General features: G+C 74.4%; 11 protein-coding genes. 8 read left to right on the top strand and 3 right to left on the bottom strand.

From position 1 onward, the window contains the following. Positions 1-133: 133 nt before the first annotated feature. Both ABD811_RS30570 and ABD811_RS30565 read right to left on the bottom strand, forming a co-directional pair. A complete protein-coding gene (locus ABD811_RS30570; protein WP_344954684.1) occupies positions 134-760 on the bottom strand; it encodes a LysE family translocator in 627 nt (208 codons plus the stop codon). Between the two features lie 124 nt (positions 761-884). Beyond that, complete coding sequence (locus ABD811_RS30565; protein ID WP_344954682.1) at positions 885-1,523, bottom strand: TetR/AcrR family transcriptional regulator; 639 nt, start codon at positions 1,521-1,523, stop codon at positions 885-887. Positions 1,524-1,695: 172 nt separating this feature from the next. Between ABD811_RS30565 and ABD811_RS30560 the strand changes: the two genes are divergently transcribed. Continuing rightward, a complete protein-coding gene (locus tag ABD811_RS30560; protein ID WP_344954680.1) occupies positions 1,696-2,865 on the top strand; it encodes a cytochrome P450 in 1,170 nt (389 codons plus the stop codon). A 68-nt stretch (positions 2,866-2,933) separates the two neighbouring features. Here ABD811_RS30560 and galE read toward each other — a convergent pair whose 3' ends face one another. Beyond that, complete coding sequence (gene galE, locus ABD811_RS30555; protein ID WP_344954678.1) at positions 2,934-3,956, bottom strand: UDP-glucose 4-epimerase GalE; 1,023 nt, start codon at positions 3,954-3,956, stop codon at positions 2,934-2,936. Between the two features lie 317 nt (positions 3,957-4,273). On the opposite strand from galE, the gene ABD811_RS30550 reads away from it, so the two are divergent. The 7 genes from ABD811_RS30550 to ABD811_RS30520 all read left to right on the top strand — a co-directional run bounded on the left by ABD811_RS30550 (position 4,274) and on the right by ABD811_RS30520 (position 12,634). Beyond that, complete coding sequence (locus ABD811_RS30550; protein WP_344954676.1) at positions 4,274-4,939, top strand: response regulator; 666 nt, start codon at positions 4,274-4,276, stop codon at positions 4,937-4,939. Positions 4,940-5,081: 142 nt separating this feature from the next. After that, positions 5,082-6,401, top strand: a complete 1,320-nt coding sequence (locus ABD811_RS30545) for a YveK family protein (RefSeq protein WP_344954674.1) — start codon at positions 5,082-5,084, stop codon at positions 6,399-6,401. Continuing rightward, positions 6,398-7,561, top strand: coding sequence for a DegT/DnrJ/EryC1/StrS family aminotransferase (locus ABD811_RS30540; protein WP_344954672.1), 1,164 nt, complete (start codon positions 6,398-6,400; stop codon positions 7,559-7,561). Before ABD811_RS30545 ends, ABD811_RS30540 begins: the two co-directional genes overlap by 4 nt. 88 nt (positions 7,562-7,649) lie before the next feature. After that, positions 7,650-8,723 (top strand): polysaccharide biosynthesis protein, encoded by a 1,074-nt coding sequence (locus ABD811_RS30535; protein ID WP_344954670.1) that lies wholly within the window; start codon positions 7,650-7,652, stop codon positions 8,721-8,723. Between the two features lie 7 nt (positions 8,724-8,730). After that, the gene (locus tag ABD811_RS30530; RefSeq protein WP_344954668.1) at positions 8,731-9,972 is read left to right on the top strand and encodes a glycosyltransferase; all 1,242 of its coding nucleotides are present in this window, start codon (positions 8,731-8,733) and stop codon (positions 9,970-9,972) included. Positions 9,973-9,989: 17 nt separating this feature from the next. Further along, positions 9,990-11,312 carry an O-antigen ligase family protein gene (locus tag ABD811_RS30525; RefSeq protein WP_344954666.1) on the top strand — a complete coding sequence of 441 codons (1,323 nt, stop codon included), beginning with the start codon at positions 9,990-9,992 and terminating at the stop codon, positions 11,310-11,312. Next, entirely contained in the window at positions 11,309-12,634 is a 1,326-nt protein-coding gene (locus tag ABD811_RS30520) for a lipopolysaccharide biosynthesis protein (protein ID WP_344954664.1), read from the top strand. The genes ABD811_RS30525 and ABD811_RS30520 overlap by 4 nt, the downstream gene beginning before the upstream one ends. Positions 12,635-12,637 lie beyond the last annotated feature (3 nt).

Here is a 12,637-nt window from a genome sequence, read left to right as displayed (position 1 = left end):
CTCCCATGCCCGTGCGAAGCGGGGACTACTGAAAGTACTCGTCCGTATCCGGTGAGGCTTCTGCCGGATCGCACCATTGGACCGCGCCGTTTGTCAGTCGGGTGACAAACGGGCGTACCAACCGGGCGGGGCGTCAGGCGCGGCGTGGTCCCGCGAGCACGGCGGCCGCGCCGAGGCCCAGATAGATGACGCCGGTGGCGTGCCGCTGCCGCCGCCGGAAGGCCGGACGGGCCCGCAGCCAGGCGCCGATCGATCCGGCCGCCACCGCGTAGACCATGTCGCTGACCACTCCGATCAGCCCGGTGACCAGGCCCATCACGGCGATCTGGGCCGGGACCGGGACGGCGGCGCCGCGGTCGACGAACTGCGGCAGGAACGCCAGGAAGAACAGCACGACCTTGGGGTTGAGCACGTTGACCAGCAGGCCGTCGAGGTAGACGCGGCGCAGCGGCTGCGGCGGCAGGGGCGTCGCGTCGCCCTCGTCCCCGGCCCGGAAGGTGCGGATCGCCAGGTAGAGCAGGTACGCGGCGCCCGCGTAGCGCAGCGCGGAGAACGCGGTGGCGGACGCGGCGACCAGCGCGGACAGCCCGGCGGTGGCCGCGGCGACGTGCACGAGCGTGCCGCTCTCGACGCCGAGCGCGGAGACGACGCCGGCGCGCCGTCCCTCGGCGACGCTGCGGGTGATGATGTACAGGTGGTTCGGGCCGGGGATGACGACGAGGGTCGTGGCGGCCAGTAGGAACAACAGCGGATGACTCACGACATGCGACGTTATGCCCGGCGCATTTCCGCGTCGAAGGTCCAATCGGCCACCGGCACGTCGGTCCAATCGGCCGCACCCTGCTCCCCGGGGCCAGGCTCCCCGGCGCGCAGTCTTCCGTCGCCTAGTTCTCGTGGCTGTCCGGCGTCTCGGGACGGGCGGGGGCGGCCGCGAGGGCTCCGGCGAGCACCATCCGGCCGGCGGTGCGGACCATCAGGGCGACCTCCTCGACCGGGCGGCGCAGCGACGACAGGCTGACCAGCGCGGCCAGCAGGACGTGCCCGAGCACGATCTCGATCTCGTCCCGTTCCGGCACCGGGCCGCCGATCGCTGCCGACAGCCGGTCGCGCACGAACAGGAACAGCACCGTGCGCGCGTCGTCGACGCTGGGGTCGTCCGACGTCACCGCCTGGATGATGGCCGAGGTGAGGGTGCGCTCCTCGGCGGCCACGCGCACGATCCGCTCCAGCAGCGCGGTCAGCCGCTCCACCGGCGTCTCCCCGACCGCCAGCGCGTCGATGTCGGCGGTGATGCGGTGCGCCCAGGTGGCGGCCACCTCGGTGAGCAGGTGGTCCTTGGTGGCGAAGTAGCGGTACACGGTCGCGCGGGCCACCCCGGCGCGGTCGGCGACGTCGTGCATGGTGACGGCGTGGTAGCCGCCCTCGTGCGCGAGCCGGCGGGCCGCGTCGAGCAGCCGTTCGCGGCGGGCCTGCTGTTCCTTGCTCAGCGTCCGCGTCACGGTGATCCGCACATCGCCGGTCACTGCGCCTCCTTGTCGGGATCGTCCCATCTTCTCGCATCCGGCGCCGTGTGGATCTCCGGTGGTGCGGGAAGCCGGACGGGGCCCGGGAAGCATACGCGCGGGGCCCTTGCCGTGGGCGGGGCGGCCGGTCAGGATGGCAGAGAACACAACCTATCGCTTGCTTGGGTGAGCCATGAGGGTCGACCTGCTCGACGGTGAGATGTACGCGACGGACCCGTGGTCGGTGTACGCGCGGCTGCGCGCGGAGGCGCCCGTGTACCACGACGAGGCCAACGGGCTGTGGGGCGTCGCCCGGCACGCGGACGTCTTCGCCATCGAACGCGACCCGCGGCTGTGGAGCAACGCGGGCGGCTACCGTCCGCAGCTGCCGTCCGACCCGTCCATGATCGGCCTGGACGATCCGGAGCACATGCTGCGCCGCCGCATGGTGTACCAGCGGTTCACGCCGCGCGGCGTGAACCGCTACGCCGACCGGATCCGCGCGACCGCCGTGGACTGCGTCGAGAACGCGCTGGAGCGCGGCACCGTGGACGCGGTCCCGGCGCTGGCGGCGCCGCTGCCCGCCCGGGTGATCGGCTGGCTGCTGGGCTTCCCCGAGGACTCGTGGCCGCAGCTGGTGCGCTGGTCGGAGACGGCGGTGTTCGCCGGGGGCGGGCTGCGCTACGTCACGGCGGACGCGACGCAGGCCGCGGCGGAGTTCGCGCTGGCCGTGCTGGAGATGGCCAAGGAGCGGCGCGGCTGCCCGGCCGGCGACCTGCTCTCGGTGTGGTCGAACGCCGGTCCCGGGGAGCCGGTGTACGACGACGAGCATCTGGCGCACGAGGCGCTGCTGCTGCTCGTCGGCGGCGCCGAGACGACCCGCACCGTCATCGCGACGGCGCTGGACGCGCTGATCAGGCATCCCGGCCAGTGGGAGCTGCTGCGCCGCGACCCGTCACTCATCCCGGGCGCGGTGGAGGAGTTCGTGCGGTGGACGACGCCGATCCTCAACATGTGCCGCACGGCCACGCGCGACGCCGAGGTGGCCGGGGTGACCATCCCGGCGGGCGCGCAGGTGCTGCTGATGTACGGGTCGGCCAACCGCGACGAGGCGGTGTTCGACCGTCCCGACGAGTTCGACGTGACCCGCGCGCCCGGCGACCACATCGCGTTCGGCCTGGGCCCGCACTTCTGCCTGGGCGCCTCGCTGGCCCGCCTCGAGCTGCGGATCTTCTTCGAGGAGTTCGTCGCGCGGGTGGCGGACGCGCGGTGGGCGGACGACACGGGCCCGCGCATCCTGCGCAACGCGTTCGTGCGCGGCGTGACCGAGTTCCCGGTGACGCTCACCCGCCGCGATCCGTGACGGGCCGCGCCGCCCAGAACGGGCCACGCCGCCCATGACGGGCCGCGCCGCGACACGGTCGGGAAATGTCAGACCACGTCGAGCGCGCGGCGCTGGCGCGCCCATTCCAGGGAATGGCGGATGGCTTCCTCGACGCTGTATTCGGGTTTCCAGCCGAGCAGTTCCTCGGCCTTGGCCGGATCGACGAAAGCGCCCACCACGTCCCCCGGACGAGCGGGCGCCTCACGCACCTGGAATTCGTCGCCGACGACTACGCGGAAGGCGTCGACCAGCTCCCGCACGGTGATTCCGTCGCCGGTGCCGAGATTGATGACCTCGTAGCCGCCGGAAGGCTTTCCGGGGCCGCCCGGTCCGAGCGGGGGAAGGACCGAGTCGAACCGCACGGCCGTCTCGTAGAAGGCGCGGGCGATGTCCCAGACGTGAATGTAGTCGCGGATCGCCGTGCCGTCGCGGGTGGCCCAGTCCACGCCGGTGATGGTGAACGGCTCGCCGTTCTCGTACGACTCGATCATCTTGCCGAGGGCGTGCGAGGGCCGGCGGTGCTGCAGGCCGGTGCGCAGCCGCGGGTCCGCGCCGATCGGGTTGAGATAGCGCAGGGAGACGACGCGCAGCGGGTAGGCGGCGGCGAAGTCGGCCAGTGCCAGCTCGGCCATCATCTTGGAGCGCGTGTAGGGGTTCTTCGGCTCCAGCGGCGAGGTCTCCCGCACCGAGAGGTCGTCCTCGGGCCGGTACATTCCGGCGGTGGAGGCGAATATCAGCCGGTCGCATCCGTTGCGCACCAGATGACCGGTGAATTCGATGGTCTTGGACAGGTTGACCTGGTAGTAGCGGTGCGGATCGGCCATCGACTCGGGCACCACGATGAGCGCCGCGCAGTGCACCGCCGCGAAAACGTCGGGATGGTCGCGGAAGATCTGGTCGACGAGCGCGCCGTCGCCCACGTCCCCGCGATAGAAGATCCTGCCGTCGGTGAATTCCCGCCGTCCGGTGACCAGGCTGTCCAGCACGACTGGTGTGACCCCGCGCTCGGCGAACACCGACGCGATCGTGCTGCCGATGAAACCGGCACCACCGGTGATCAGGACTTTCACGGTCGTTCCCCCTGCCTCGCGCCTTCTCGACAGGAAAAAGCTTCGGCAACGGACCGTGAGGGGTCAATGTCCGCCGTCCGCGCCTGGCCGCCTCCGGACCGGCGTCAACTTGCGCCCCGCCTCGGGCGTCCGCGCACGCAGTTCTTCCCCTGTGCCCGGCATGTCCGCAGAACGCCGCCACGCCTCTCCTTACGCCCCGTTCCCCGGCCACCGAACGGCACGCCCAGAATGCGGCCCGTGAGATTCCCAGGCCGGACCCGGCCGTGGAACGGCGTTCGCAGGATTCGCGCCCGCCGCGGGGCGGGCATCGTCCTGGCATGCAGCCCCCCATCCGCGTCCTGATCGTGGACGATCACGCGCTGTTCGCCGAGGCCCTCGCGGCCCGGCTGAGCCGGGAACCCGACCTCGTCGTCCTGCCCGTCGCCCCCGACGGGCGGCGCGCCCTCGCGCTGACCGCGACCGAACGGCCGCACGTGATCGTCCTGGACCTGTCGCTGGGCGCGGAGAGCGGCCTGGACGTGCTGGACAGGGTGCGCGAGCGGCACCCGGACGTCCGCGTGGTCGTGCTGACGGCGACCGACGAGGTGGACGCGATCGTGCGGGCGGTGCGGCGCGGCGCGGTCGGGTTCCTGGTCAAGACCGAGGGCGCCGATCTGGTGGCGCGGGTGGTCCGCGGCGCCGCCCGGCGCGGCGGCTGGATCCCGCCGGACGTGCTCGGCGACGTGCTGCGGCGGCTGCTGGACGACGACGCCGGGCAGGGCGGCACGCGGCTGCCGGCCGGGCTCACCCCGCGCGAACGCGAGGTGCTGCAGTGCCTGGTGGACGGGCTGAACCGCGCGGAGATCGCCGCGCGGCTGGGGCTGTCGGCCAACACCGTCCGCACCCACACCCAGAACCTGCTGGCCAAGCTGGACGTCCACTCGGTGCTGGAGGCGATCACGCTGGCGATGCGCGCCGGCATGCGCCCGGGCGACCGCGGCTAACGGCGGCGCGTCCATCCCGTCCCACCGACCTGCGCGATCCCTCGGGCCCCTGCAAAAGACGTAGGGCGCGCTCGTATCGATGGGTGATCCGCCGCCCGGCGGGCGCTGAGACCCTCGGCGCGAGGACGCCGGAGGGATGATCGTGGAGATCGACGAAGTCGCCGCGCGGGTCGTCCGCGGGTACTGGCCGCTCCTGCTGGGCATGCTGCTGGTCCCGCTGGTCCTGGTGGCGGTCGTGGTGGGACGGCAGGAGCCGCAGCACACCGCGACCGCGCGGCTGCAGGCCGGCGGGCGGGCCGCCGACGCCGCCGCCGGCGACGCGGGCGTCAGCATGGCGGTCAGCCAGGTCAAGGCGTTCGCGACCGGCCGCGCCCTGCTGGAGCGGGTGCTCGGCGAGCAGCGCGTCGTCCGCGATCCGGACGCGGTCGCCGAGCGGATCACGGTGGCCGGGCTGGGCGCCTCCACGGTGGTCGAACTGTCGGTGCGCGACACCGACCCGCGGGTGGCGCGGCGGCTCACCGACGCCCTCGGCCGGGCCGTCGTCGTCGAGATCAACCGGTCCGACCAGGGCCCGATCAGCACCCAGCTCGCCGACATCGAGCGGCGGATGCGCGACCTGGAGAGACGGCTGGGCCCGCTGTCGCGGCGCGCCGCCGCCACGCCGCCCGACATCGACGCGGCCAACGAGCGCGAACGCGTCCAGGCCGAGCTGAGCGACCTGCGCACCACCCGCACCGAGCTGCGCACCCGGCTGACCACCTCGGGGACGGCGTCGTTCGTGCAGCCCGCGGTGCTGAAGCCGCCGTCGAACCCGGCGGTGATGATGTCGGCGGTCGCGGGGCTGACCGGGCTGGTCACTGGGGTGCTGGTCGCGGTCGTCATCGAGATGTTCCGGCCGACCGTCCCGGGGCAGCGGCGGGTGGCGCGGCGGCTGGGCGCGCCGCTGCTGGGGTGGGCCGACCGGGGCCCGGCGGCGCGGGCCGATCTGGGCCGGCGGATGCGGCTGTCGGCCCGGCGCGTCCGGGTCCGCCGGGTCGCCCTGGTCACCACCGGGTCCGGGCCGCTGCCCGCCGACCTGGTGTCGACGGTGGCCGCGGCGGTGTACGGGGACCGGACGACGGTCGCCGCTCCGGCTTCGTCCACGCCCAACGGCAGGGTCGCCGGCGAGGGCCTGTGCCACGTGCACGCGTTCGAGGACGTCGACCCGGGCGCGGGCGAGCGGACCGGCGTGGTCGCGGTGGTCGGCCCGCTGACCCGGGCGGCGGCGCTGGAGTCGGTGCGCGACCTGGTCGCCGCGTCCGGCTGGCCGCTGCTCGGGGTCGTCGCCGTCTCCCGCGGGAGGTCGCTCTCCCGCCGGACCACCGCACGCAACGGCCACGACACGCACGACCGCGACACGCACGACCGCGACACGCACGACCAGCACGCACAGGACCACCAGCCAGGGGTGACGCACATATGAGCACGAGCGCCGGCCAGACCACCGTCCCGTTCTCCCTTCCCTCGTTCGCCGCCGAGGTCGGCGACGCCGTCGTCAAGGTGCTGGACTCCGGCTGGGTGACCACCGGCCCGCAGACCGCCGAGTTCGAGCAGGACTTCGCCGACTTCCTGGGCGCCGAGCACGTGGTGGCGGTGGCGTCCTGCACCGCGGCGATCGAGCTGAGCCTGCGCGCCCTGGAACTGCCGCCCGGCTCGGCCGTGCTCACCCCGAGCCTGACGTTCTGCGGCGCGATCAACGCGATCCTGCACGCCGGGCACCGCCCGGTGCTGGTCGACATCGACGAGGACACGCTGGTGCCGTCCCCCGCGACCGTCGAGGCCGCCGCCGCCCGCGCCAGGCCCGCCGCGATGGTGGTGCAGAACCAGGCCGGCTACCCGGTGGACGTGCCCGCGCTGGCCGGGGCGGCCGGGCTGGACCGCTCGCGCGTGGTGGAGGACGTCGCGCACGGTCCGGGCGCGGCGCGCGGCGGCGTGCCGGTCGGCGCGGACTCGCAGGCAGCGTGCTTCTCCTTCTACGCCACCAAGAACCTGCCGATCGGCGAGGGCGGCGCGGTGGCGACCCGTGACGCCGCGTTCGCCGAACGGGTCCGCTCGCTGCGGCTGCACGGCATGAGCAAGGACTCCTGGCGCCGCTACCTGCCCGGCGGCAGCTGGTCGTACGACGTGAAGAAGCTCGGGCTCAAGGCCAACATGACCGACGTCCAGGCCGCCATCGGACGCGCCCAGCTGCACGCCCTGCCCGAGTGGCAGCGGCGACGCGCCGAGCTGGCCGCCCGTTACGACGAGGCGCTGCGCGGCCTGCCCGGGGTCGTCCTGCCGCAACGCGACCTGGGCGACGGCGTCCAGCACGCCTGGCACCTCTACCAGGTGCGGGTGCCCGGACGTGAGGCGGTCATCACCGAGCTGGAGAAGGCGGGCGTGTCGACGTCGGTGCACTTCATCCCGGCGCACCAGCTCACCGTGTACCGGGACCTGCTGGACGACCACGAGCTCGGCCCGCTGCCCGCCACCGACCGGGTGGCCGAGGGGCTGCTGTCGCTGCCGCTGTACCCGCGGCTCGGCGACGCCGCGCAGGACCGGGTGGTCGACGCGCTGGCCGGCGCCCTGCGGTCGCGAGGCTGACATGGCAGGGCTCCCGCGTCGCCGCCGTCCCACCGCCCGGCGGCACCCCCCGGAACAGTCCCGGGAACCGTCCCGGGAACAGGACCCCATGGCCGCCCTGCTGGGCCGCGCCGAGGTGCCCGTGCCGGGCGTGCGGGCGCGGCGGCACGTGCGCGGACGCCGCGTGCTGGTCACCGGTGCCTGCGGCACGGTCGGGTCGGCGCTGTGCCGCGGCGTCGCCCCGCTCGGACCGGCGGCGCTGTGCCTGGTCGACAAGGACGCCGACGGCCTGTCCCGGCTGGCCGTCGACCTGCCCGGGGCGCGGCCTGTGCGCGCCGACGTGCGCGACCGCGCCGCCGTCGAACGGTTCTTCCGCGACGCCAGGCCGGAGCTGGTGTTCCACGCGGCGGCGCGCAACGAGCTGCCCAGCGTCGAACACGACCCGTGCCGCGGCGTGACCGACAACGTCGTCGGCGCCCGGCACGTCGTCGACGGCGCGCTGCGGCACGAGGCGGCGCGGCTGGTGCTGGTGTCGTCGGACAAGGCCGCCGACCCCACCTCGGTGCTCGGCGCGACGATGCGCCTGGGGGAACTGCTGCTCCAGGCGGCGACCGGCGGCCCCACCCGCTTCGCCGCCGTGCGGCTCGGCAACGTGATCGACGCGGGCGGGCCGCTGCTGGACGCGGTGGCGCACCGCATCTCGTGCGGCGAGGTCGTCGACATCGCCCACCCCGAGGTGGCGCGCCACTTCATGACGGCCGCGGAGGCCGCCGGGCTGCTGCTGGAGGCCGCCGCCCTCGCCGAGGAGGCCGAGACGTTCGCGCTGGACATGGGCAGCCCCCTGCCGGTCGTGGAGCTGGTGCACCGGTACGCGGCGCAGCTGCGGCGGCCCGAGGTGACGATCCGGTTCAGCGGCCTGGGGCCGGGCGAGAAGCTCACCGAGAAGACGTTCGCCGACTGCGAGCGGCGCGTCCCCACCGCGCATCCGCGGATCTGGGGCACCCGGCCCGCGCCGCCGCCCGCCGGGCTGCCGCCGCTGCTCGACGAACTCGCCGAGGCCGCCGGACACGGCGACGACGCGCGGGTGCGGCTGCTGCTGTGCCGCCTGCTGCCCGAGTACCGGCCCGTGCGGCGCCCGCGTCCGTCCGGCGGGCACGCGCGTCCGTCCCTGCCCGCTCTGTGAGGTGCCCGTGCGAAACGACCGCAAGCTGAGAGTGGCGACGGTGATCACCCGTTTCAACGGCGGGGCCGGTCACGTGGCCCTGAACGGGCTGCTCGCCCTGGACCCCGACGCCTACGAACGCACCGTGTTCACCGGCGGCGTCGGCATCGACAGCAAGGCCGCCGGCGCGTCCGGCGGAGACCGCGCCGGCGTCCGCTACGGGGACGACGCGGTGGCCAACGCCGCGACCGGTGACCTCACCGCGCGCGCCCACGCGGCGGGCATGCAGGTCGCGCAGGTGCGGCCGCTCGTGCCGCAGATCTCCCCGCGCGACGACCTGACCGCGTTGCGCACCCTGACCCGCGTCCTGGCCGAGGGGCGCTACGACGTCGTCCACACCCACAGCTCCAAGGCCGGTTTCATCGGACGGCTCGCGGCGGCCCGGGCGGGTGTGCCGCGCATCGTGCACACCTGGCACGGTTTCCCCTTCCACGACTACCAGTCGTGGCCGCGGCGCCGCGCCTACATCCGGCTGGAGCATGTGGCGGCCAAACACACCGACGCGTTCCTGGCCGTCGGGTCGCAGACCGCGACCACCGCGCTGCGGCTCGGACTGGCCACGCCCGAACGGATCCGCCTGTCCTACCCCGCCGTGGACGTCGACGCCTACGCCGCCGCCTCCGGTGCGCGTGCCCAGGCCCGGAGGCGTCTCGACCTGCCGCTGGGCGTCAAGGTCGTCGGGTCGGTGGGACGGCTCGCCCCGGTGAAGGGGCCGCACCTGCTCCCCCGGGCGCTGGCGCGGCTGCCGGAGGACGTGTTCGGGCTGTGGGTGGGCGGCGGCCCGCTCACCGAGGAGATGGCCAGGCTCAGCGCCAGGCTGGGCGTGGACGGCCGGATGCGCTGGCTCGGGCACCGCGACGACGTGGCCGAGGTGCTGCCCGCCTTCGACGTCATGGCGATGCCGACGTACACCGAGGGGCTGCCGTGCGTGCTGGTCGAGGCGATCGGCGCGGGGATCCCGCTGGTCGCCACGGCGGTGTCGTCCAACCACGACCTGGTGCTGCCCGGCGAGACGGGCCTGCTGGTGCCGCCGGACGATCCCGAGCCGCTGGCCGTCGCGATCGCCGCGCTGCTGGACGACCCGTCCGCCGCCGCCCGCATGGCCGTCCGCGCCCGCGCCCACGTGGGCGACTGGTTCAGCCCGCGCCATCTGGGCGAGGTGCTCGACGAGACGTATCGGGGCGCGTCCACCCGGCCGTACCGGCGGTGACGGGACGGCACCACACGATGATCAGGACGACGATGGCCGCCGGGCCGCCGCGACCCGGGACCCTCCGCGCGGACGAGCCGCCCGGCGAGCGGCCTCGGGGGTTGCCGGTGGTCGCGCTGGTGCTGGTCGCGGGCATCGCCTCGCTGCCGCTGCTCATGCCGTTCGGGCTGCCGCCCGGCCCCGGCAACACCGGCCTGCCCGACCTGGTGCTGGTCGTGCTGGCGGTGACGACTCTGCTGTGGGCGGCGTCGCTGGGCGTCCCGGTGCGCTGGCCGTTCCTGGTGCCGACGCTGCTGACGGTCGTGGCGGGCGGCATCGCCGCGGTGGTGAACGACGTCGGCCCGCTGACGCTGGTCAAGGATCTGTTCGTGCTGCTGTGGGCGGTGAGCCTGGCCAACCTCGGCCGGGACCCGCGGCTGCTGCGCGTGGCGCTGCGCGCCTGGGTGTGCGCCGGCGTGTTCTCCGCCGTCCTCATGCTCGCCGGGTTCGTGACCGGCCAGGACGCGCTGTCGGGCAAGCAGCCCGACGGCGAACGCCTGCAGTTCACCTTCGGCGACGCCAACTACGCCGCGAACTGGCTGATCTGCGCGCTGTTCATCGCGCGCGCCACACGGTTCCCCGAGACGGCGTGGCGGCGGTGGGCGGTGTGCGCGGTGCTGATCGCGGCGGAGCTGCTGACCGGCTCCAACGGCGGCGTGCTCGCCCTCGTCCTCGCCACGGTCGCGGGCGGCCTGTGGCGGATGGTGCGGGAGGGCAGGGCGCACCACGCCGTCGCCGCCGGGTGCCTGGTGACGCTGCTGGGCGGCGGTGCCGTGGCCGCGCTGTCGCAGGTCGACGTCCAGCCGTATCTGGACCGGGCGAGCGCCGCCTCGCCCGTCCTGCGCGACTCGATCGGGCGGAGCACCGGGGAGAGCGCCGAGTCGCGCGGAACGGTGACCGGCACGACCCTCCGCATGATCCGCGAGCAGCCGCATCCGTGGGGCATCGGCCCGGCGCAGACCGAGGCCCGGACGCTGGAGAACCAGGAGGCCTACGTCCGTGAGGCGCACAACGACTACATCGCGGCCGTGCTGGAACGCGGGTTCCTCGGCGGGATCGCGCTGATCGTCCTGGTGTTCCTCCTGCTGCTCAGATGCGTGCGCATCGCGCGTCCGGGTCCGCGGCTCGCGCCCGAGTACGCGCGGCTGGTGCCCCGGCCGGAGCTGTTCGGCGCGCTGGTCGTCGTCTTCCTGGTCTCCGGGCTGTTCTACGAGGTGCTCCACTACCGGCACGGCTGGGCGTTCTTCGGCCTGATCGCCGCGGTCGAGTCGTTCGGCCGCCGTCCGGAGGCGACGCGATGACCGAGGCCCGCCCCAGGCCCGCGGCCCCGGAGACGCCCCCCGCGCGCACCGCCGGGCGCACCGTCACGGGCAGGGTGCTGGCGCTGATGGCCGGGAACATGGCCGGACGCCTCGGCGCGCTGGCCTCGCTCGGCCTGGCCACGGTGCTGGTCGCGCGGGTCGGCGGGCCCGCGCTGGTCGGCGCGTTCACGCTGGTGCGGATCCTGCCCGCGCTCGTCTGCCACCTGGCGGGCGCCGGGCTGCCCGTCGCCGCGCCGTACTTCCTGTCGGGACGCGAGCACGACGGGACGCGGGTGCGTCCCACCCTGGTCTGGCTGACGGTCGCCGGCGCGCTGCTCAGCGGCCTGGTGTGGCTGGCCGCCGCGCCGCTGCTGCACATGGCGTTCTTCAAGGCGTTCCCGTACTGGGTGACGCTGGCGGCCGCCGCGCCGTGCGTCACGCAGGGGTTCGTGTCGGTCGGCAAGGGGCTGCTGCAGGGCCGCGACGACCTGAACGGCGCCAACCTGGCGATCGCTGTGGAGGAGTTCGTGTTCCTCCCCTTCTACCTGGTGATCCTCGTCGGCTGGCACGGGCCGGGCGCGCTGGTCGCCGCGCTGGTGCTGGCGGACGTGGCGGCGGCCGCGTGGATCGCCGCGCGGCTGGCCCGCCGCGGGTTCTTCCGCGGCTGGGGCCGGTTCGACCCGCGCCTGGCCCGCGACATGGTCGGGTACGGCTACCGCGGCTACCTCGGCCAGCTCATCGACCTGCTGCAACTGCGGTTCGACATGGCGCTGCTGGGCGGGCTGGCCGGGCCGAAGGTGCTGGGCGTCTACACGGTCGCCAGCAAGTTCGCCGAGCTGGTGCAGCTGCCCGGCCTGGCCGTCAACTACGTCCTGTATCCCGACTTCGCCCGGGCGGACCGGGCCGAGGCGATCCGCCGCACCCGCCGCCTGATCTTGCCCGCGCTGGGCGTGTCGGTCCTGGCGGCGCTGCCACTGGCGCTGGTCGCGGGCACCGCGCTGCCGTGGGTGTTCGGGGACGCGTTCCACGACGCGGTGACGCCCACCCACATCCGCCTGGCCGGGGTCGTCACCTTCGGCGTCACCGGCCTGGTCACGGCCTGCCTGTACGGGGTGGGACGGCCGGGCGCGGCGTCCATGGGCCAGGCCGTGGGCCTGGTCGTCGTGGTCGCGTGCGGCGCGCTGCTGATCCCGCGCTACGGGGCGGTGGGCGCGGCCGTCGCCACCTCCGTGTCGTTCGTCGCCACCACCGCGGCGCTGCTGGCGTGGTTCGCCCGCGTCGACAGGGCCGTCCGGAACCAGAGACTCACAGGGAAGAGGTGACCG

Source organism: Actinomadura miaoliensis, from assembly GCF_039536785.1.
GTDB lineage: Bacteria > Actinomycetota > Actinomycetes > Streptosporangiales > Streptosporangiaceae > Spirillospora > Spirillospora miaoliensis.
This window is presented reverse-complemented; position numbering and strand designations above follow the sequence as displayed.